Source organism: Thioalkalivibrio sulfidiphilus HL-EbGr7 (genome assembly GCF_000021985.1).
GTDB lineage: Bacteria > Pseudomonadota > Gammaproteobacteria > Ectothiorhodospirales > Ectothiorhodospiraceae > Thioalkalivibrio_A > Thioalkalivibrio_A sulfidiphilus.
Genome location: NC_011901.1, coordinates 1,997,997 through 2,018,791 on the forward strand (window position 1 = coordinate 1,997,997; position 20,795 = coordinate 2,018,791).

Genomic DNA, 20,795 nt, shown 5'->3' on the forward strand with positions numbered 1-20,795 from the left:
CGGTGGCCGCGCCCGGTGTTCAAGGCCAACAGCCGAATCAGAGCGCCGCCGTCTTCGCGGCAGTGGCGTCAGACGATACCGTGCTGCCTCAACAGCGCCTGTTCGTCGCCTGACACCCAGCCGAATACCTTGGGATCGCCATCGAGCTGCTGCACGAAGTAGTGGACGTCGAAGTCGATAGACACGTCCGGGGCCGCGCCCCGGTCATAGGTTGCCGTCCAAGCGACGTGTGCAAGGCAATGATGCGCGTCGATAGGGGCGATGCGAATGCCTCGCAGAGTCATGTCCTTCGTGCCGAGTTGGCGGTAACGCTCGAAGCCTTGGCGCATGACTTGTTTCAGTTGCTCGTCGTTCTGGCCTGCCATGACCCTAGCCGGCGAGGCGGCGATGAAGGCGGTGGCATAGGACGAGGCCACTTGCTCCATGTTCGCTTCGTTTTTCAATCCTTGGCGAAAGATGTCTTGGTATCGCTTGAAGAACTCATGGATGCGCTTTTCTTCCATCGGTGCTTCCTTGGGCATGGGCTTCGCTGTTCGTACTCGTCATGGTAGGCCGTGTCGGCGCGATGCGCCGCCGGGCTTTCGGGCTGCGCCCCGTGCCGTCTTTGCCGTCACGGCCATTCGGCTTCAATCCCTCACGCCTTCGCGCCTGCGGCGCTGCGCGCTCCGCTTGCCTCTAGGGGAAAGCCCTGCGGGCTATCCCCGCCGCGCGATGCTTGGCACCCCTTGATGCCGCCGAACCGGCCTACGCCGGATCGGCCCGGCCAGCGCCCCGCCGCGATGGACGGCGCGCTGGCGAACACGCTGGCGCTTGCTGCGGCAGGTTGTGCAAATGCGGGCCGTCCTCAACGCTGGCGGCTCCAGCCTGTTACATCACGAAGGACGGTTCACGGACAACCCGCCCGGCATCGCTATGGAGCTTCCACGCCACGCCTCAAGACCGGCATCGCAAGGTGCGGCAGGGGCGTTCTCGCTTGTCGTCGGGTGGTTGACCTGGCCCGCGTCAGCGGGCGAGTCGGAGCAGCCTTCATGCGGGGATGCCGAGCCGGCCCCATCTCCTTTCGGAGCGGTTCGGCCCAAGGCGTCCTTGTCTCGTTGTGAATCCTGGCGGGGGCGCGGCTGCGCCTCGGGCTTCATGGCTGCAACCGTCCGGCGAAAACAATTTCCCCTGCGCTGAAGCGCATTCCTCGCGGGACAAATTCTTTTCGCCTTCCGGTTCTCCACTGCGTTTCGACCGCAAGCGGTGCAGCCAGCCCGTCCCCCGCCGGCCGGATCACAACAAGGACGCGATGGGCGCGAACCTTGTTCAACCGAAAGGAGAAAACATCATGGCCAACATCGGCACCTTCACCGCAGACAAAGACGGCTTCACCGGCACGCTTCGCACCCTGACGCTCAACGTCAAGGTCAAGCTGGTTCCCAACGACAAGGGGGACAGCGAGAAAGCCCCGGACTTCCGCGTCCAGGCGGCCGGTCACGACATCGGCGCGGCGTGGAAGAAGACCAGCGAAGCCGGGCGGGATTACCTGTCCGTGACCCTCGACGATCCTTCGTTCCCGGCTCCGGTCTACGCCCGCATGATCGAAGGCGAGGACGGCACGCACGACCTGATCTGGTCGCGCAGCAAGCCCCAGGCGGCGTGACCGCCGCAGCGCCCCGTCCATCGCGGCGGGGCGCTGTGCTGCTGGTCGCAGCACATCACCGCATCACGCGCGCGGCTTCGCCGCGTCGCGCTCTTTCAACACCGACTCCAGCTCCCGGCGCACCTGCGCCAGCAGCTCGTCGGCCTTGTGCGGGCTATCGCCCGCGTAGGCCAGCGTTAGCAGCGTGAGCGGGTGGATCTCCATCACCTCGCACAGCTCGGCCAGCTTATGCAGGGTCGGACTTTTCAGGTCGCGTTCGAGGGTACTCATATAGGTGCGGCTGGACACGTCAGAGAAGGCTTCCTGGCTCAAGCCACGCGCCTTTCTGACCGTCTTCAATGCCTTTGCCAATGAATACCCAGCCGCCACCTATGGTTTCCCTCAAAAAACCAAGATGACAGCCCATTGCGCCCTATAGGACTACAATCTATAGTGTTCATTTGGTGTTGCTATCCGTTTTTGTGGCTTTACGGAAATCCGCATCGGCGCGTTCCAGCAAAGCCGCGTAAGCGCATCCGTGCTTGCGCACGAAGGCGCAAATCCGGTTTCGCGGTTCTGCGCTTTGGCGCGAAACCGCATCCGTGCATCATTGGATTTGTGGGATTACCGACCATGCCCCAGCCACTTGCCACCGACCCGGAGCGCACGCAACTGCTCGCCAACGGCGAGGCCCGTGCCGCTGGCCGGGCCATCGACCCGATGCCCGTGGTGCGGCTGTTCACGCCCGACGCGCATGTGACTTGGCTGCTGGCTGCGCTCGATCCCGCCGATGGCGACACCGCTTGGGGCCTCATCGACCTGGGGATCGGGATGCCCGCGCAGGGAACCGTCAAGCTGTCCGAGCTGGCCGGCATCGTCGGGCCGCGCCAGCAGCCCGTGCTACGCGACCTCTATTTCCGTCCCACGCGCACACTGTCGGAATACACCCGGCTGGCCGAGCGCGACGGAGCGATCCCGGACTGAATACGTCCTACTGTGACTTTTTCAGTCTGGTGTCATACCGGATAAGTCTCAATCCACATTCTTGCGGCGTAGCCCCACCAGTCTGATCCAAATAGACATGATGCCTGGCGCGGGCTGCGGCAGGCTGGCTTGTGCAGTACCCCCTTCTGGGGTGCTGCCGCCGCAGCATCGAGACGAATACCGCAACGCATCGGAGCCAATCGGTCTTGACAGCCCCATCCGCCTTTTTAACCCATGACGTTCCGACGAGGGCGATGTAGCGCGTAGTTCTTCCGTGGCGGCGAGTCCTGTTCGCAGGAGGAGGCGTCATGGTCAATCCTCATCACTTCGCGCATTGGTATCCAACTGCGGCATACCTCTACGTTTTGTGGCTGGATGCGCTCGCGCTCGCTTGGGAATACCTGCGCAGGCATCCCGACTACCGGCTCGACTGGCTGCGCCGTCATCGCCGGCCGGAAGCGGCGCATCGCTGGGGATTGCGCCTGCTGGAAGACCCGGCCCTGGATGCGCGTGACGCTCATCCCGCTTGGCTGCCTGGTCATGCGGCCGTGGTGCAGCTCTACCCCGACGCCGATCCACCGCAGGACGCTACCGCCTTCGCGTTCTGGCGCATTCCCGGCCACAAGCACCTGCTCCACAACGGCAAAGGGCTGGCGCTGATCGCACGCAGCCCAGGCCGTTGTCTGCGCTTTGCGCTCGCGCCCGGCCTGGAAGACGGCATGGCTGTCGCCTATGCCCACCGCGGCGGCGCTGTCGCGCCTGCGGGCAACCAGCCGCCCGGCGAGGGCCTTGCTGTCGCCAAACCACGGCCAACCCCTGCCGCGCTGCTGGAGCTGCACACCTTGCAGGCGCTCGACGCGACCTTGGCGGGCGCGTCCTTGCGCGATGTGGGCGAAGGGTTGTTCGGTGCCGAGGCCGTGGCCGATTGGTACAGCGATGGCGGCCTGCGCTCCAAGGTGCGCCGCCTGGTGCGGCGCGGCGATGTGCTGATGCGCGGCGGCTATCGCCACCTAGCACAGCTTCCGCCGCTTGAGAAGGGTCGTTTTGATGCGGACGCAAACCGGCCCTGATCGGAAACCCCTCGCTTCTTGAGACTGCCTCCATCCGGTCGCGCTGTGTGGCCGGGCGTTTTCAACCGATGGAGGTTCACACCATGCGTCCCGCCCCCTTGCGGCCTGCCGCCACTGTCTCGACCGCTGCCGCGCAGCCCCAACGCTACCTCACCAACGACGAAGCCGCCGAGTACCTGCGCCTATCGCCGCGCACGCTGGAAAAGCAGCGCGTGATCGGCGGCGGCCCGCGCTTTCGCAAGTTCGGCCGGCGCGTCATGTACGCCGTGGCCGATCTCGACGCCTGGGCGGCCGACCGCAGTTTCGAGACGACTTCCGATCCCGAATACGCCGAGCACCACTCGGCCGACAGCCGTGCGCGCTGATCGGCGGCGCGCGGCAGGCCATCGCCATGTCCAGCACCGCGCTGCCGTCCCGGCAGCGGCCGTTGCAGGAGCGCGAACAGCTCGACCTGTTCCGCGCCTTGCCCGGCGACATGGCGCCGCGCGACAGCCAGGATTTGATGGCCTACCCGTTCTTCTCGCTCGGCAAGTCCAAGCGGGTCAAACCCATCGACTTCCGCGCGGGCAACGTGACGATCCGCGTGGAAGGCACACAGGAGCACGGCATCGCCACGATTTGGGATGCGGACGTGCTGATCTGGGCGGCCTCGCAGATCGTGGAGGCCAAGGACGCGGGCCTGCGTCCATCACGGCTGATGCGTGCCACACCTTACGAGATCCTGCGCTTCATCGGGCGCGGCAAGTCGCTGCGCGACTACCAGCGCCTCAAGGCTGCGCTCGACCGGCTGCAATCGACAACCGTGGCCACGTCCATCCGCGAGACGACCGGCCGGCGCCTGCACCGCTTCTCGTGGATCAACGAATGGAAGGAGCTGGCCGATGCCAGCGGCACGCCGCTAGGCATCGAGCTGATCCTGCCGGACTGGTTCTATGCCGGCGTGCTCGACGCCGCCCTGGTGCTGACCATCGACCCCGCGTATTTCCGGCTGACCGGCGGCATCGAGCGCTGGCTGTATCGGCTGGTGCGCAAGCACGGCGGCAAGCAAGAGCACGGCTGGCAGTTCGACTTCCGCTACCTGCACCAGAAGTCGGGCAGCACCGCGAAGCCCTACGACTTCGCCTGCGACCTGCGCGCGCTGGTCGCGCGGCAGTCGCTGCCCGGCTACGTCCTGGGCGTCGAACGGATGCCGGACAACGGCATGGAGCTTCTGACATTCCGGCCCGTGCTGCATACGGCACGGGGATAACTCTGGGAAAGCCTGTGGATGGTGTCGTGCTATCAGGCGTGCCGGGTATCGTGCTATCAGGCGTGGGACTATCGTGCTATCAGGCGTGCCGATCGGCCGCAAACCCGCGCCAGCACTGCGTTTTCTGGCCCTCTAACTTCCCTAACTTAATTTCTCTAACTTTTAGTAGGGAAACGCTGCTGCGGTGGACAACCACCACGCGGCCACAAACGCAGCAGCAAAAGCCCGGCTTTCCAACATGGAGGGCCAGGCCATGATCGTCGCTCTGCTCAACCAGAAAGGCGGCGTGGGCAAGACCACGCTCGCCACGCACATCGCCGGCGAGCTGGCGATGCGCGGCCAGCACGTCGTTCTGCTGGACGCCGACCCGCAAGGTTCATCGTTGGACTGGACGCAGCGCAGAAGCCAGCAAGGCTTGCCACGGCTGTTCAGTGCCGTGGGCCTCGCACGCGAAACGCTGCATCAGGAAGCGCCAGAACTCGCCAGGCGGGCCGATCACGTCGTCATCGACGGCCCGCCGCGTATCGCCGCCTTGGCGCGCTCCGCGCTGCTGGCGGCCGAGCGCGTGCTGATCCCGGTACAGCCCAGTCCCTACGACTTGTGGGCCAGCGCCGAAATGGTCGCGTTGATCCGTGAAGCGCAGGTGTTTCGGCCTGCGCTTCGAGCGGCCTTCGTCATCAACCGGCGCGTCAGTACCACCGTGATCGGGCGCGAAGCGCGCCAGGCGCTCGCCGAACAGCCGCTTCCTGCGCTGCGCGCGGAAGTGCATCAGCGCATCGTGTTCGCCGACAGCGTGGCCGCTGGCCGGCTTGCACGCGAGACGGCGCCGGACAGCGCCGCCGCACGGGAAATTACTGCGCTGGTGGACGAACTGCTGCGGTGGACGACATGACAGCGAAGCCGCCACCTCGCGCAAAGCGCGTTGGCATCGGCGCGCGTCCGCCTGCGAATCCGCACGCTGAAGCGTGGATTCGGCAAGGCGACGCCGATGCACTGGGCAAGGGCGACCTCTACACCGCCCGCCTCACCCTCGACATCACGCCCGCCATGCGGGCGCGCATCAAGGTATCGGCCTTCACGCAAGGCGTGACCGTGGCCGACCTGCTGCGCGGCCTGCTGGAGCGGGAGTTTCCCGAGAACCACGGGGAGAACACACCATGACCGCATCCGCTTCGCCTGCCGCCGTCGCGGCCAAGGCTGCGCTGGCTGCGCCTGTCGGCCAGCCCGCCAGCGCGCCGCTGACGCGCGTGGCGCTGGCCTACATCGAGGCCCGTTTCAAGCTCTACCTGCGCTTCGGTGAACCCGCGCGCACGCACCAGCTCGACCGCTGGCGGCGCAGCGCGGTATTCCTGCCGGGCGCGGTGTTCTGCCGTGTGCGCTGGCAGGCCAACGATTACGGCACCGTGCGCTGGCAGCTCATGGTGATGCAAGCCTGTACACCGCTGGACGACGCGCAGCGCATCCCCGGCGTACAGCCGGGCGCGCGCCTGCTGCTGCACGCCGAGGGCGACAGGCAAGTGCGCGCCGTGCTGGAACGCATCGACGCCATCGAGGCGCTGGGCATCTCGCCTGTCGCTGCCTCGCCCGCGTACTGGCGCACGCTCGCCAACCGGCTCGCAGCGCGCCTGCCGCTGCCCGAATACACCGCCGAGCGGCACGCCGCCTGGCTGGCCGGGAGGGCGCTGCCATGACTGCCGTTTCCACTGGTGCCAACACCGCCGGAAAGGCGCCGCGTCCTCGTTCCCGCCTGCGCGCTCGCATCGTGCTTGCGGGCCTGTCCGCCTGCGGCCTCGCTGCGCTGGCCTGGGCGTCCTTCGTGCATCCGTTGCCGCGTCTGATCTACAACCCGTCCGACAGTGTGGCGGTCGGCTGGTATCGCGTCGATCCGCTGGGCCAAGGTGCCGGCTCGCTGCCACGTCCGTTATCCGTTGGCAACATCATCCTGACCACGTTGCCGCCAGATGCCGCCGCGCTGGCCGCGCAGCGCGGCTACCTGCCGGCGCGCGTGCCGTTGCTCAAGCGCGTGGGCGCCATCGCACCGCAGGAGGTGTGCATCACTGGCCGCATTGTCCGCATCGACGGCGTGCCTTCGGCCGCCGCGCTGCCTGCTGATCGCTGGAGCCGGCCGCTGCCATCTTGGCAGCAATGCCGTCGCCTCGAACCCGGCGAACTATTCCTGCTCAGTACGACCAACCCGGCGTCGTTCGACAGCAGGTACTTCGGGCCGGTCAGCGCATCCGCCGTGATCGGCGTCGCGCATCCGGTCTGGCTGGAGTCTCGCCCATGATGGCCGCCGATTCGCTGCACGTTGCCGTGCATCCCATCGTGCCATCGGACGTGCCGATCCGGTGGCTTTCCGCATGTCGTCGCGCGTGCAGTGCGAGCGCATCCGCGCCGCACTTCGCACTGCCTTCCCGTGTGCAGGCGTCTTGCCTCGAACGCGCCCGGCCTATGGCCGTCGCCGCGTTCGCCGGCGCGCTGGCTGCTCGCGCAGCAGCGCCGCCGGGCCGCCGCTGCCCAGAGCGCCAGCGAGGGGCAAAGGCGGAAGGCAAGACAAAAGGACGCGGCACCGGGCCGCGTCGAAAGCCAGTCTGCACGTGGGAGTGGCGCGGCACGCAGCGGCTTCGCCGCCGTGCCGCTTGTGGCGCGAAGCCCGCGCCAAGACAGGGCGGCCCGCGTGCTTCGCACGCCGGGGCACGCCCCAGCTTTCAGGGAGCGCAGCCATGAGCGACCGCCGCGACGACGATTTCCGCGTGCGCCCCAGCTCCCCGAAGAACCGGGGCAAGAGCCAGGGGCAGAGCTTCGTTTCCAAGGTGCTCAAGCAGGCGGGCAAGGCCAGCAGCGGCAAGTCCACAGTGCGCCGTCCTGGCGCGGCGGGCGGCACCGGCCAACGGCCCGGCTCGCGCCTCGGGCGCGGCCATACGGCGGCGCGCTTCGCGGGCGCGAAGCTGACGCCCATGTCCCGGCGCGTGACCATCAAAACGCTGCTGGTGAATCACCAGCGGGCCAGCCCGCAGTCGCTCGCCAAGCACCTGCGCTACATCGAACGTGATGGCGTGGGCCGCGACGGCGAGCCGGGCCAAGCCTACGGGCCGCAGACCGACGCCGCCGACCTCGACGCCTTCAAGGAACGCTGCGCCGGCGACCGGCACCATTTTCGCTTCATCCTCTCGCCTGAGGATGGCGCGGATCTGGAAGACCTGCGCACCTACACGCGGCACCTCATGGGGCGCATGGAGGCCGACCTGGGCACGGGCCTCGATTGGGTGGCCGTGAACCACTGGAACACCGACAACCCGCACACGCACATCATCGTGCGCGGGCGCGATGACACCGGCAAAGACCTCATCATCGCGGGCGACTACATCGCCGATGGCTTCCGCCACCGCGCCGCCGAACTGGCGACCGAATGGCTGGGGCCGCGCACCGAGATGGAGATCCAGCAGACCTTGCAGCGCGAGGTGGAGCAAGAGCGGTGGACGAGTCTGGATCGCACCTTGAAGCGCGAGGTCGGCGACGAGGGCCTGGTGCATGTCGAACGGCTCAACGAACCCCGGCTGCAACGCCAGCGCCTGCTGCTGATCGGCCGCCTGCAACGCTTGCAGCGCCTGGGCCTGGCCGACGAGACGCAGCCGGGCACCTGGGCCGTCCATGCTGATGCGGAAAAGACCTTGCGCGCCTTGGGCGAGCGCGGCGACATCATCCGAACCATGCTGCGGGCCATGCGCGGCGAGCCGCGCGAACTGGCGGTGTTCGAGCCGGGCGACGACGGCTGTACCCTCGTCGGCCGGGTGGCCGCCAAGGGGCTGGCCGACGAGTTGTACGACCGCGGCTATCTGGTCATCGACGGCGTGGACGGCAAGGCCCACTACGTCGGGCTCAACGCCGGTGACGAGCTGGCGAACTATCCCACCGGAGCCGTGGTGGAGGTACGCGGTTCCGCTGAGGTGCGGGCGGCCGACAGGAACATTGCCGCGCTGGCGAGCGATGGCCTGTACCACACCAACCATCACCTGGCGATCGAGCATGGCCGGGCCAAGCCCGGCCGCGACCCGCAGGAAGTCGTCGCGGCCCACGTCCGCCGGCTGGAGGCCCTACGCCGGGTTGGCATCGTTGAGCGCGTGGCCGAAGGGCTATGGAAGGTACCGGGCGACCTGCCCGAGCAGGGCCGGCGCTACGACGCGCAGCGCCTGGGCGGCGTGGCCGTGGAGCTGAAATCGCACCTGCCCATCGAGCGACAGGCCCGCGTGATCGGGGCCACCTGGCTTGACCAGCAGTTGATCGGCGGCGGCTCCGGCCTGGGCGACCTGGGCTTTGGTGGCGAGGCCAAGCAGGCGATGCAGCAGCGCGCCGACTTCCTGGCCGAACAGGGGCTGGCCGAGCGGCGCGGGCAGCGCGTGATCCTGGCGCGCAACCTGCTGGGCACGCTGCGCAATCGGGAACTGGCGCAGACCGCCAAGGACATTGCCGCCGAAACCGGCCTGGAGCATTGGCCGGTGGCCGACGGCCGGCGCGTGGCAGGCATCTACCGGCGCTCCGTCATGCTCGCCAGCGGGCGCTATGCGATGCTCGATGACGGCATAGGCTTCTCGCTGGTGCCGTGGCGGCCGGTAATCGAGCCGCGGCTGGGGCAGCGGATCGCCGCGACGGTGCGCGGTGGCGGGGTCTCTTGGGAAGTTGGTCGGCAACGCGGACCGGCAATCGGCTGACCATCTGCCTTGTATCCTGCTCCGTTCAAGCCGTTTGCCGTTCTTTCGCGATGAATCTCAGTCCGACCCCTGGTTCGGTCACGATGTAGCGGGGAGCTGAGGCATCGTCCCCAAGCTTGTTGCGCAACTTGCCCACAAGAATGCGCAAGTAGTGGGCATCCTCCTCGTGCGTCGGTCCCCATACCTCCCGCAAGATTTGCGTTTGGGTAATCAGCCGTCCAGGTTGACGGGCCAACAGGGACAGCAGAGAAAACTCTTTACGGCTCAGTGTGACGACTTGGCCGTGGACGGTCACTTCCCGTTGTGCCAGATCAATTCTGACAACCCCGTCGTCATAAACTGGATCTTCCTCCGCGCCCGATCCTAACGTTCGCAGGAATGCGCGGATACGCGCCATCAGTTCCTCGACACCAAACGGTTTGGTCACGTAGTCGTTGGCACCCGCATCCAGCAAGGCGACCTTCTCCTCTTCCCCGGAGCGCACTGTAAGCACAATGACTGGCACGCGCGACCATCGCCGAAGCTCCTTGAGCACTTCCTTCCCGTCCTTGTCGGGCAATCCCAGATCGAGAACGACGAGATCGGCCCCCTTGCTAGCCAGCAGCGTCAGTCCTTCCCGGCCCGTTCCCGCCAGCAGAGTCGCGTATCCCTGCGAGCGCAGGCTGATGTCGATGAACTTGCGGATCTGCGGTTCGTCATCGACGACGAGAATTCTGGCGGCCGGAGCGCCCGAATTCGACTCACTAGGACGTCCCATCATGTTCTTTCGCCTCCTGATTGGCGTACCCGCCCCAAGGCAAGGTCAAACGGATGGTAGTTCCCTTGCCTTCTGGTCCCGGCAGCGCTTGGACACTGCCCATATGGGCACCCACGATACCTTGGACGATCGTCAGTCCCAGGCCGGTTCCCTGCTTGCCCCGGTCGCCACGCTCCACGCTGTAGAACATATCGAAGATGCGGCGTCGTTCGTCTTCTGGAATGCCTGGCCCACGGTCCGAAATGTCGATTCGTAATTGATCGTCCTCGGTCCGTCGAATCTGCACCCGGATGGGCACACCCGGAGGGGAGAACTTCGCCGCGTTCTCCATCACATTAAACAGAGCCTGCTCGATGAGCGCGGGGTGGACATGGATCGGAGGCAGGTCGGGGGGAATATCGTGTTCGATGCGTACATCGGGCTCGTACCGTTGCAAACGCCTGGACGCTGAACCCACCAACTCGTCGATGCCGATCCAGTCGCGTGTCAGCGTCAGTCCCTGCTGCCCGAGCCGGGTCATGTCGAGCAGGTTCTGGATGTACCGATCCAGGCGCTCGCCTTCCACATGGATGGTCTCCAGCAGGCTTTTCTGATCCTCCGGCCCCATATCCTTGGCGTAGCGAGCCAAGCTGTCCGCTGCTCCGATCATCGACGACAGGGGCGAACGCAGGTCGTGCGACACCGACGACAGCAGCGCGGACCGCAGGCGCTCCGTTTCTCCGGTGACGCGCGCTTCCTCCAGTTCCGACACCAGCCGCGTGCGCTGGGCGGCCTGGCCGATGTCCTCCACCATGCTTTCCGCCAGGCGGCGCTGCTCGAACGAAAGACGCCCCATGCCCGACGGGAACCTCAAGCCGGCCACGCCGAGCGTATTCTTGTCCGAGTGCACCGGCAGAAACAACCAAGACGAATGGGTCAGGGTGTCCGTGTAGTGCCCGCTCGCCTGCCCGTGCTGCTGCGTCCAGTCGGCCGCCATCAGATCCTTCTCGGTCAGATGATTCGCGGCAGTGGTAGGACCGGCCTCGCCATTGATGCGTATCCATGCCTCGGCGTGCAGGGTCGATTGCAGAACCGATGAGCCTGATGCGATGACCTGCCCGAGATCGGCTGCCTTGGCAAGATGGCGTCCCAGGTTCTGCATGGCCGTCGCGTGTGTGTTCGCCGCTCGCAACGCCACGACTTGCATGCGCAGTTGTGAAGCTAGTCGTCCGGCAATCAGAGCCGCCGCCAAGAACAGCAACACAGTGGCCACACCACGGTGAGCACTGATAAGGAAGGTGTAGCGCGGTTCGATGAAGAAGAAGTTGTATGCCACGAAACACAGCCCGGCGGTAATGACGGCCGAGAGCATGCGGGTTCGTGAGGCGACGAGCATGACCGCCACGAGAAAGATCAGGGACAGATCCTGCAAGCCCAGCGTGCGCTCGGCCAAGGCCGCCGCGCCGACGGCGCCGACGCTGGCCAGCAGGATCAGCACGACCTCCCGTCCCGTGAGGCGACCGCTGGCAAGACCCTGCAATTCCATCGCCCGCTGCCGGGCCTGCGGCGTGCTGACGATCGTCAGCTCGTATCGTGCGCCGCGCTGCAACAGTTGCTGCGTCAGCGTGCGATTGAAGATGCGGACGATGGGGCGCTCGCGCGTGCGGCCGATCACGATGGATCGTGCGCCGCGCGCCTCGGCGGCGTCGAGCAGTGCCTGGGTGACGTCGGTGTTGTGCAGCACTTCCGTCTCGCCACCCAGATTGCGCGCCAGCGCGAATGCCTTGTCGATCTCGATCAAGCGCTGCTGCTCCGCACGCGCAACCATGTTGCGCGTGGGGGCCGTCCGGTAAAGGTCGTCAGTGTGCAAGGCGGCATCGGCCGAGCGCCCGGTCTCCACCGTGACCACCGACCAAGGAGCGCCCCGGCGCTCGGCGATTCGAGCCCCCGCTCTTACGAGGTATTCCGACTGCCCCCGGCCGTCAATGGCGATCAGCACATGGCGCTGGATGGAAATGCCTTCCAGGCCGCGCGCCGCGCGCGTCTCGCGCAAGTCGGCATCGACGTGATCGGCCACGGTTTGCATCGCCAGCTCGCGCAGAGCGGTGAGATTCGACGGCGAGAAGAACGCCTGCAGCGCCTGGGCGGCCTGCTCGGGCAAATACACCTTGCCATCGTTCAGGCGTTCGATCAGTTCTCGCGCAGGCAAATCCACCAGGCGGATGTCACGCAGGCGCTCGAAAACGGCGTCGGGAACAGTCTCGCTCACCCGGATACCAGTGATCTGGTGCACCACGTCGTTCAGACTTTCCAGATGCTGGATATTGACCGTGGTGTAAACGTCGATACCAGCGTTGAGCAATTCCTCCACATCCTGCCAGCGCCGCTCATGACGGCTTCCGGGAGCGTTGCGATGGGCCAGCTCGTCGACCAGGGCGATGGCCGGCTTGCGCCCCAGCAAACCATCCAGGTCCATCTCCTCCAGTTGCCGTCCCTGGTATTCGACCTTCTTGCGAGGCAACAGCGGCAGACCCTCGACCATGGTCTGGGTCTCGCTGCGGCCATGTGTCTCGACGATGCCAATGACGACATCCACCCCTTGGCGGTGGAGTTCGCGCGCGCGCGCCAGCATCGCGTAGGTCTTGCCGACACCGGGGGCGGCGCCCAGGAACACCGTCAGACGTCCTGCGGTCTGGCGCTTGATTTCCCCCAGCAAGGCGTCGGCTTGTCCCGTATGTTCGGTTCCCATGGCAGACCTATCCTCAAAGTATTTTCGTTGTCTGCATATCGTCTTCGGCCACCCTTGGTTCTCGCCAAGCTATGGATGAGGCGTGGCGCCGTCTAAGAAGTCCATTCATCAAATAACGCCTTAATTTCAACCGGGTTATGACGGGCTTGCAAGGCCGCTCGAAATCCACTATCGGAGAACAATGCAGCCGCATGGGCCAAAAGCTCAAGATGCGCCTCGGTTGCTGGGCTGGGAACCAGCAGCACCAGGGCATCGGATACTTGCCCGATGTCAGGAGCATCGAACTCCAGCCCTGGCACGAGACGCACGTACAGAGCGCGAATGCGTTTCAGAATGTTCACCCTGGCGTGGGGAATGGCGACGCCGAGGCCCAATGCAGTCGATCCCGCCAGTTCCCGCCGCATCAGGGCGGAAGCGACAGCATCCGCTGGCAAACCGCCGATGCGCTCGGTGTGAAGGCCGATGGCCTGGAACAACTGTCGCTTGTTCGAAACGTTCAGACCGAGGAGAACGTCCTCGGCCTGAAGGTAGATGCCCAGCACAGTCATTGCGCAGTCGCTGGCGCCTTCGGGGCGGGCGAAGCGACAGCATCCAGCGCCAGATTCAGCTCAAGCACATTCACGCGAGGCTGGCCCAGTAAACCGAGTTGCTTGCCCTCCGTATGCTGGGCAACTAAGCCTTCGATGACATCGCGTGAGATACCGCGCGCATGTGCTACGCGGTCAATCTGAATGGCGGCAGCTTGCGAACTGATGTGCGGGTCGATGCCGCCGCCGGATTGCGTGACCAGATCGCTGGGTATGGCGGAAGGATCGACACCATACCTTTGCGCCAGGGCGGCTCGCGTTTCATCGACACGTTTGCGCAAGTCTGGATTGGTACGGGCCTGGTTGCTCCCTGCCACCGCCATCACATCGTAGTTGGCCGCAGAGGGGCGTGACTGGAAGTAGCGATCGTCCGAGAACGGCTGCGCCACCAGTGAGGAGCCGAGGACCTTGCCATCGCGCTCGATTAGGCTGCCATTGGCAGTGCTCGGGAACAGCGCCTGGCCGAGCCCGACTCCCGCCAGCGGATACAGCAGACCGAAACCGACCAGCGAAATGATCGCCAGGCCGATGGAGCCGCGGAGCAGGCCCTTGTCGGAGATGGCCGGGGACACATTGCCCGGCGTGCGGGGAGTTGTAGTTGCGTTATGAGACATGATCGAATCCTCAGAGAGAGAACATGGCGGAGATCGCGACGTCGATCACCTTGATCGCGATGAAGGGCAGCAGGACGCCACCCACGCCATAGATCAGCATGTTGTTGCGCAGCAGTTGCGTCGCGCTCGCGGGCTTGAAGCGCACCCCGCGCAAGGCCAGCGGAATCAGCAGCGGAATGATGATGGCGTTGAAGATCAGCGCCGACAGCACGGCGCTGTTCGGGCTCGACAGGTTCATGACGTTCAGCGCCGCCATCTGCGGGATTGTTGCGGCGAACAGCGCCGGCAGGATGGCGAAATACTTGGACACGTCGTTGGCCAGCGAGAAGGTGGTCAGCGCGCCGCGCGTGATGAGCTGCTGTTTGCCGATTTCCACCACGGCGAGCAGCTTGGCCGGATCGGAGTCGAGATCGACCATGTTGCCGGCCTCCTTGGCCGCCTGTGTGCCCGAGTTCATTGCCAGGCCCACGTCGGCCTGGGCCAGCGCCGGCGCATCGTTGGTGCCATCGCCCACCATCGCTACCAGGCGACCGCCACTCTGTTCGGCACGGATGCGCGCGAGCTTGTCTTCCGGGCGTGCCTCAGCGATGTAGTCATCGACACCGGCCTCGGCGGCGATGTTCGCCGCCGTGAGCGGGTTGTCGCCCGTAATCATCACGGTCTTGACGCCCATCTCGCGCAGGCGCGCGAAACGTTCCTTGATGCCGTGCTTGATCACGTCGGACAGTTCGATGACGCCCAGCACGTGCCGGCCATCGCTGACCACGAGCGGCGTGGCACCCTTGCGGGCCACATCCGACACACGCGCTTCGAGTTCGGCGGGGATGACGCCGCCCAGCATCTGCACATGCCGCGCGATCGCGTCCATCGCGCCCTTGCGGATGACGCGCTCGCCAGGCAGGTCCACGCCCGACATGCGTGACTGCGCGGAGAACGGCACGAAATGCGCGCCTTCGGGTTCATCGAGCTTCTCGTTCTTGCCGCGTGCGAGCTTGACGATGGACTTGCCTTCCGGCGTCGGGTCCGCCAGCGAAGCCAGCAGCGCCGCCTGACGCAGTTGCGCGGCATCCACTGCGGCCAGCGCGTGGAACGCGGTGGCCTGCCGGTCGCCGTAGGTGATGGTGCCGGTCTTGTCCAGCAGCAGCACGTCCACGTCGCCCGCGACCTCCACGGCCTTGCCCGACTTGGCCAGCACGTTGGCCTGTAGCGCGCGGTTCATGCCGGCAATGCCGATGGCCGGCAGCAGCCCGCCGATGGTGGTTGGGATCAGGCACACCAGCAGGGCGACCAGCAGCACGACGTTGACGTTCACGCCGACGAAGCCACCGATGAAGGGCAGCGTCACGACGACGATCAGGAAGGTCAGCGTCATCACACCGAGCAGGATGCCCAGGGCGATTTCGTTGGGCGTCTTCTGCCGGTTGGAGCCTTCCACCAGCGCGATCATGCGGTCGAGGAAGCTGTTGCCCGGCTCGGCGGTGACGCGCACCACGATGCGGTCGGACAGCACCTTGGTGCCGCCGATCACGCCGGAGCGGTCGGTGCCGGCCTCGCGCAGCACAGGCGCGGACTCGCCGGTCACGGCGGCCTCGTTGATCGTCGCCAGACCTTCGACAATCTCGCCGTCGGCAGGCACCAACTGGCCTTCTTCGATCATAACATGATCGCCGGGGCGCAGCTCGGCGGCCGGCACCGTCTTCTCGCCGCCGGCGGTGTCCAGCCGCCGGGCCATCAAATCCTTGCGGGCTCGGCGCAGCGACGCCGCCTGTCCGCGTCCGCGGGATTCGGCCACGGCTTCGGCGAAGTTGCCGAACAGCACGGTAATCAGCAGGATCACGGTTACGGCCCAGCCGAAACCGGGTTGCGCCCAACCCGCGAGGGTAGCAACCGCCGTTACCAGCGTACCGAGCCAGACCACGGCCATCACCGGGTTCTTGATGATGTGCTGCGGCGCCAGCTTGATGAAGGAGTTGACCAGCGCAGGCGCGAAGCCGCGCTCATCCAGGCGCGAGCGGCGGCCCGCGTGTTCTTTCGAGGTTGTATGGTTCATGATGTTTTCCTCAACGCGCGACCAGGCTCAGATGATCGGCAACGGGGCCTAGCACCAGCACGGGCATGAACTGAAGCAGTGTCAGGATGACGATCACCGCGATCAGCGTGAGCGCAAAAGTGGGGGTTTCGATGTGCAGGCTTCCCGTGCTTTCCGGGGCTTGGCGTTTGCGCGCGAGCATGGCTGCGATCACCAGCGGAATGATGAGGGCCGGATAGCGACCCGCGGCGAGCACGAAGCTGGCGGTGACGTTCCACCAGACGGTGGCATCGCCCAACCCCTCGAAGCCCGAGCCGTTGTTGGCGAAGGACGACGTGTATTCGTAGAAGACCTGGCTGATGGCATGGAAGCCGGGGTTCGAGCTCCCCGTCAGGCTCGGCACGGCCAGCGTGATGGCGGTCAGGCCCAGCAGGATCAGCGGTTGCAGCAGCACGAGCACTGCGAGCAGGCGGACCTCGGGCGCTTCGATCTTGCGTCCGAAAAGTTCCGGCGTGCGCCCCGTCATCAGGCCGGCCAGGAACACGCCCAGCAGGAGATAGGTCAGGAACTGCTGCAAGCCGCTGCCGATGCCGCCCCAGATGGCGTTGATCAGCATGTCGCTGATCGTGACCAGGCCGGTCAGAGGCGCCAGCGAGTCGTGCATGGCGTTGACCGAGCCGTTGGATGTCTGTGTCGTCAATGCGGCCCACAACGCGGAAGGCTCGGCGCCGAAGCGGACTTCCTTGCCTTCCATCAGCGCGATGTCCTGCGAGGTCGAGGAGAACCCTTCCGACCAGATGGCGAATCCCGCCGACACGACGGACATGGTCAACATCGTGCCGCACACCAATCCGGCAAACTTTCGTCGTCCGGTCAGTCCACCGATCATGAACACCACCGCGACTGGGACCAAAATAAGTGCCAAGGTTTCAAGCAGATTCGACAGCGGCGTGGGGTTCTCCAGCGGCACCGAGCTGTTGGGGCCGTACCAGCCACCGCCATTGGTGCCGAGTTGCTTGATGGCGACCATAGGAGACACCGGACCCAGCGGGATCTTCTGTTCCTTCATTTCTACCGTCGTATCCACGGGAGCGACCACGGGGCCGCCATCCAGCGTGGCCGGCACGCCCTGGCTGGTCAGCAGCACCGACCACAGCAGGCACAGCGGTAGCATGAAGCGCAGCGTGGGGCGGATCACATCGGCCCAGTAGTTGCCGACATCCACCGGGGCCTGCTCCTGCCCATCGGCCTTGCGCTCCTGCGCATTGCGTCCGCCGAAGAACCCGCGCAGCGTCGCTACGACCAGCGCCAGACCCATCATGGGCGTGATGACCTGCAAGGTCACGATGCCCGTCATGTGGGCCAGGTACGAGAGCTGTGCCTGCCCGGAGTAGTGCTGCTGGTTGGTGTTGGTCAGGAAGGACACCATCGTGTGCAGCGCCAGGTCCCAGCTCATGTTGGGCGCGCCGTTGGGGTTGAGCGGTAGCCACGCCTGGGTCATCAGGATCAGCCACACGATGACCGCCAGCACTAGGTTGCTCAGCAGGAACGCGCCGGCGTACCCGCGCCAGCTCATGCCGCGCTCGGGGTTGGTACCGATCAGCGCATACAGGGGCCGCTCCAGCCACAGAAACAGCCTGTCGCCGCGCATCGGCGCGCCGCGCATGACCGCGGCCAGATAGCGACCGAGCGGCCATCCGAGACCGATCGCCAGGGCAAATACGAGAAGAAACTCAGTCATGATCGGACTCCATCAACGTGTTGCTTGGAGGGCTTGTGGTCATCACGCCCCCGGTCAGAAAGAAGCCTGGATGGCGAACTCGGCGCGCGAGCCGGCCATGCCGGGAAACAGTCGCTTGGCCGCCGAATCGGCGCTATGCAGGGTCAGGCGGGCCTCGAACGGCGCCTTGAACGTCCAGACGACGCCGAGCGCGCCGTGCGTGTAGCTGTCGGCATAGGCGCTATCGAGAACGTAGCGGGCTACGCTGCCTTCGACGCGCCATTGGTCGCTGATCGGATAACGGGCGCCGAGCAGCGCATACGTGCCGGTCGTGTCCGTCGCCATCGCATTGTTCGAGTGACCCACCGCCAGCCAGTAGTTGTCGCGCCAGATGATGCTCGCGTTGATCTCGTTCCAATTCAGGTTGGTGTTCGCCGAGGGGTACTGGTAGCGCAGGAGATAGACGTCCAGCGCCCAATCCGTGGCGATCTTTCCGCTCCATCCCACGGCAAGGTCGAACTCGCTGCGTGCGCCGTTGTCCGGCTCGAACTTGACGTTCGACCCCCAGATGGAGGCATACAGTCCGGACTCGTGGGCGTACTTGCCACCCGCCTGGATGGCAGGGTTTTCGCGCGTCTGAGACGAACCGCGCCAAACGTAGTCCGACGTCAGCGCGGCGCTGCCGGAAACCTGCGCGTGAACGCTGGTCGTCGTTCCCAGCAACAACCCACTGACGGCGACGGCGACAGCCATTCTGGCCGGCTGAATATTATTGAGAAGCATGTTTTCACTTCGCGGATGAATGGCGAACTAGCCATGCGTTCAAGTATTCAGTGAAGGCCCGTAAATTCTCTATTCCAGAAGAATCCCCGCGCATAAATTCTGCGTAAATTCTCGGCGGGATTTGTCTGGCGCATGCGAAAAAGAGGTCGATCCGCGGCGCGCGAGTACGAGGAGCTGGCGTACTGGTGGCCGCGCCAAGCAATGAATTTACGGCGAATTTACGGCGAACGCTCCCCGCCTGGGATATGGTCTTGGGGTCATATGTGCGGCGATTCTTAGTGCCTCAGATGTTGCAAGACATCATCTTCGTTGGTGTTGTCGTGCTCGCCTTCATTGCATTCTTTCGAGCATCAGAAAGAATCGTGACATGGCTTGAAAGACGACATAGAAAATCATCACCGGGCAGTAATCGCCAGCGTGACGCAGACAAGGAATAGTTTTTCTGCGGAATACTGGAAAGTATTGGCTTGACTGGTAGCGCAGTGCAATCGAGATCAAGGGAATGGAGCTACGCCATCTTCGATACTTTCTCGCAGTTGCAGAGGAACTTCACTTCGCCCGTGCTGCCGAGCGGCTGCACATAGAACAATCCCCACTATCACGGGCCATCAAGGAGTTGGAGGAAGAACTGGGCGTGGTGCTGTTTGCCCGCACCACACGCAGCACGCGGCTCACCCGCACCGGCAAGCTGTTCTTGGAGCACGTGCGTCGCGTGCTTGCTGCCTTGGAACAAGCACGTGACAGCGTGAAGGCAGCGGCGAACGGTTTTCACGGGCAGTTGCGCGTAGCTCTATCGGACGGCGTCACACCGTCGCGCTTGCCGAGCTTGCTGGCGTTGTGCCGCCAGGAAGAGCCGGAAGTTGACCTCCGATTCTTCGAGGTGCCGCTTTCACAGCAGATCAAAGGCTTGCATGACGACCTATACGATGTGGGGTTCGCACAATCCGATGACGTAGGCGATGGCATCACCGCCATACCTGTATGGAGCGATGCGCTGATGGTGGCGGTGCCGGCGCGGCATCCGCTGCTGGCCCACAAGCGCATCCCGCTGGACGAGTTGCTGCGCTACCCGCTGGTTCTGTGCAATCCGCAAGTCTGCGAAGGTCATGCCAAGCATGTCGAACGGGTGCTGCGTCGTGCCGACATGGAGCCACTTGTTGCGGAACGTGTGGCTTCCTGCGATTTGATGATGGCACTGGTTTCGGCGGGCTTCGCGATCGGGCTGACAGGTGAAGCGCATATTGCCACCAGCCGTGAGCCGGGTGTGGTGGCCCGGCCACTGGCGTCGCGTGTACCGCCGCTGACGACTTACCTGCTGCACCTCGACGATGAGCCATCCGATGTGCTTGCGCGGTTCATTGAGCGCGTGCAGGCCATTGAATCGCCGGAGTCCGCGAAACCTGTTCCGCGTCGCAGTCCTGACCCCCCGGAGGAATTCACGACATGAACAAGATCATCCCGTTCTTGCTGGTGGTCGCCATGACTGGCTGCGGCCAGTCCGAGACTCCTCAGAAGGCCAAAGGCTCGGATGCGGGTGTCCCGACGGTGGAAGAACTGGCAGCCAACCCCGAACGACTCAAAGAGCTGCGCCAGCAATGTAAGACCGACCGCCCCAAGCTGGGCGACGTGCTGTGCAACCGCGTGGCGGAAGCTACGCGCAAGCGGTTCTATGGCGACGGCGAAACCCCGTACACGCCGCCGAAAGAGTCGCCCAAGTTCTGATTGTTGGCGGATCGCCGCATTACCTTCATATTTTTGCCCGACACGCCGCAACGCGCCCGCGCTTGCGGCGTTTTTCTTTGGTTCGCCACCACGCTAGTTCTTTCTTTTTCCTCGACCTTTATGCCCTAAACGGTCTTTGACCGGCACCGACCCGGCACCGATCCTGACGCCAGCGGCACGTTCTTGTGCCGCGCTTTCCATGAGGAATCAGCGCAGGAGAAA

Annotated in this window: 21 protein-coding genes; 12 read left to right on the forward strand and 9 right to left on the reverse strand. The window is 65.0% G+C overall.

Translation table 11 applies throughout. The annotated features are described in order from the left end of the window. Nucleotides 1-68: 68 nt before the first annotated feature. On the reverse strand, nucleotides 69-521 hold the full coding sequence (locus TGR7_RS09380; protein WP_211260886.1) for a nuclear transport factor 2 family protein: 453 nt from the start codon (nucleotides 519-521) through the stop codon (nucleotides 69-71). Nucleotides 522-1,327: 806 nt separating this feature from the next. Between TGR7_RS09380 and TGR7_RS09385 the strand changes: the two genes are divergently transcribed. Next, on the forward strand, nucleotides 1,328-1,642 hold the full coding sequence (locus TGR7_RS09385; RefSeq protein ID WP_012638436.1) for a DUF736 domain-containing protein: 315 nt from the start codon (nucleotides 1,328-1,330) through the stop codon (nucleotides 1,640-1,642). Nucleotides 1,643-1,705: 63 nt separating this feature from the next. Here the strand turns inward: TGR7_RS09385 and TGR7_RS09390 are convergent, their stop codons facing one another. Then, on the reverse strand, nucleotides 1,706-2,011 hold the full coding sequence (locus TGR7_RS09390; RefSeq protein WP_012638437.1) for a helix-turn-helix domain-containing protein: 306 nt from the start codon (nucleotides 2,009-2,011) through the stop codon (nucleotides 1,706-1,708). A gap of 243 nt (nucleotides 2,012-2,254) precedes the next feature. Between TGR7_RS09390 and TGR7_RS09395 the strand changes: the two genes are divergently transcribed. The 9 genes from TGR7_RS09395 to TGR7_RS09435 all read left to right on the forward strand — a co-directional run bounded on the left by TGR7_RS09395 (nucleotide 2,255) and on the right by TGR7_RS09435 (nucleotide 9,633). After that, nucleotides 2,255-2,605 (forward strand): DUF2958 domain-containing protein, encoded by a 351-nt coding sequence (locus TGR7_RS09395; RefSeq protein WP_012638438.1) that lies wholly within the window; start codon nucleotides 2,255-2,257, stop codon nucleotides 2,603-2,605. Nucleotides 2,606-2,913: 308 nt separating this feature from the next. Next, nucleotides 2,914-3,675 carry a DUF2285 domain-containing protein gene (locus TGR7_RS09400; protein ID WP_012638439.1) on the forward strand — a complete coding sequence of 254 codons (762 nt, stop codon included), beginning with the start codon at nucleotides 2,914-2,916 and terminating at the stop codon, nucleotides 3,673-3,675. Between the two features lie 83 nt (nucleotides 3,676-3,758). Continuing rightward, entirely contained in the window at nucleotides 3,759-4,040 is a 282-nt protein-coding gene (locus TGR7_RS09405; RefSeq protein ID WP_003107109.1) for a helix-turn-helix transcriptional regulator, read from the forward strand. A 26-nt stretch (nucleotides 4,041-4,066) separates the two neighbouring features. Continuing rightward, complete coding sequence (locus TGR7_RS09410) at nucleotides 4,067-4,924, forward strand: replication initiator protein A (protein WP_012638440.1); 858 nt, start codon at nucleotides 4,067-4,069, stop codon at nucleotides 4,922-4,924. Nucleotides 4,925-5,108: 184 nt separating this feature from the next. Next, nucleotides 5,109-5,816: a ParA family partition ATPase gene (parA, locus tag TGR7_RS09415; protein WP_425358067.1), complete on the forward strand. Its 708-nt coding sequence runs from the start codon at nucleotides 5,109-5,111 to the stop codon at nucleotides 5,814-5,816. Then, nucleotides 5,813-6,085, forward strand: a complete 273-nt coding sequence (locus tag TGR7_RS09420; RefSeq protein WP_012638442.1) for a hypothetical protein — start codon at nucleotides 5,813-5,815, stop codon at nucleotides 6,083-6,085. Before parA ends, TGR7_RS09420 begins: the two co-directional genes overlap by 4 nt. Continuing rightward, complete coding sequence (locus tag TGR7_RS09425; RefSeq protein WP_012638443.1) at nucleotides 6,082-6,615, forward strand: DUF2840 domain-containing protein; 534 nt, start codon at nucleotides 6,082-6,084, stop codon at nucleotides 6,613-6,615. The genes TGR7_RS09420 and TGR7_RS09425 overlap by 4 nt, the downstream gene beginning before the upstream one ends. After that, the gene (locus TGR7_RS09430) at nucleotides 6,612-7,211 is read left to right on the forward strand and encodes a S26 family signal peptidase (protein ID WP_012638444.1); all 600 of its coding nucleotides are present in this window, start codon (nucleotides 6,612-6,614) and stop codon (nucleotides 7,209-7,211) included. Before TGR7_RS09425 ends, TGR7_RS09430 begins: the two co-directional genes overlap by 4 nt. A 436-nt stretch (nucleotides 7,212-7,647) precedes the next feature. Next, the gene (locus TGR7_RS09435) at nucleotides 7,648-9,633 is read left to right on the forward strand and encodes a relaxase/mobilization nuclease domain-containing protein (RefSeq protein ID WP_041441429.1); all 1,986 of its coding nucleotides are present in this window, start codon (nucleotides 7,648-7,650) and stop codon (nucleotides 9,631-9,633) included. Nucleotides 9,634-9,658: 25 nt separating this feature from the next. On the opposite strand, the gene TGR7_RS09440 is transcribed toward TGR7_RS09435, so the two are convergent. From TGR7_RS09440 to TGR7_RS09470, 7 genes are all read right to left on the reverse strand, one after another. Next, nucleotides 9,659-10,393, reverse strand: a complete 735-nt coding sequence (locus TGR7_RS09440) for a response regulator (RefSeq protein ID WP_012638446.1) — start codon at nucleotides 10,391-10,393, stop codon at nucleotides 9,659-9,661. After that, on the reverse strand, nucleotides 10,377-13,118 hold the full coding sequence (locus tag TGR7_RS09445; RefSeq protein ID WP_012638447.1) for a sensor histidine kinase: 2,742 nt from the start codon (nucleotides 13,116-13,118) through the stop codon (nucleotides 10,377-10,379). The genes TGR7_RS09440 and TGR7_RS09445 overlap by 17 nt, the downstream gene beginning before the upstream one ends. Nucleotides 13,119-13,210: 92 nt before the next feature. Beyond that, nucleotides 13,211-13,666 (reverse strand): PTS sugar transporter subunit IIA, encoded by a 456-nt coding sequence (locus TGR7_RS09450; RefSeq protein WP_012638448.1) that lies wholly within the window; start codon nucleotides 13,664-13,666, stop codon nucleotides 13,211-13,213. Next, a complete protein-coding gene (gene kdpC, locus TGR7_RS09455; RefSeq protein WP_012638449.1) occupies nucleotides 13,663-14,319 on the reverse strand; it encodes a potassium-transporting ATPase subunit KdpC in 657 nt (218 codons plus the stop codon). Before kdpC ends, TGR7_RS09450 begins: the two co-directional genes overlap by 4 nt. A 10-nt stretch (nucleotides 14,320-14,329) precedes the next feature. Continuing rightward, nucleotides 14,330-16,369: a potassium-transporting ATPase subunit KdpB gene (kdpB, locus tag TGR7_RS09460; protein WP_012638450.1), complete on the reverse strand. Its 2,040-nt coding sequence runs from the start codon at nucleotides 16,367-16,369 to the stop codon at nucleotides 14,330-14,332. Nucleotides 16,370-16,379: 10 nt separating this feature from the next. Continuing rightward, nucleotides 16,380-18,089 (reverse strand): potassium-transporting ATPase subunit KdpA, encoded by a 1,710-nt coding sequence (gene kdpA / locus TGR7_RS09465; RefSeq protein ID WP_012638451.1) that lies wholly within the window; start codon nucleotides 18,087-18,089, stop codon nucleotides 16,380-16,382. Between the two features lie 54 nt (nucleotides 18,090-18,143). Beyond that, nucleotides 18,144-18,851 (reverse strand): TorF family putative porin, encoded by a 708-nt coding sequence (locus TGR7_RS09470; protein ID WP_041441433.1) that lies wholly within the window; start codon nucleotides 18,849-18,851, stop codon nucleotides 18,144-18,146. Nucleotides 18,852-19,353: 502 nt separating this feature from the next. On the opposite strand from TGR7_RS09470, the gene TGR7_RS09475 reads away from it, so the two are divergent. Continuing rightward, entirely contained in the window at nucleotides 19,354-20,298 is a 945-nt protein-coding gene (locus TGR7_RS09475) for a LysR family transcriptional regulator (protein ID WP_012638453.1), read from the forward strand. Next, nucleotides 20,295-20,573 (forward strand): EexN family lipoprotein, encoded by a 279-nt coding sequence (locus TGR7_RS09480; protein ID WP_012638454.1) that lies wholly within the window; start codon nucleotides 20,295-20,297, stop codon nucleotides 20,571-20,573. Before TGR7_RS09475 ends, TGR7_RS09480 begins: the two co-directional genes overlap by 4 nt. The last annotated feature ends 222 nt before the right edge of the window (nucleotides 20,574-20,795 follow it).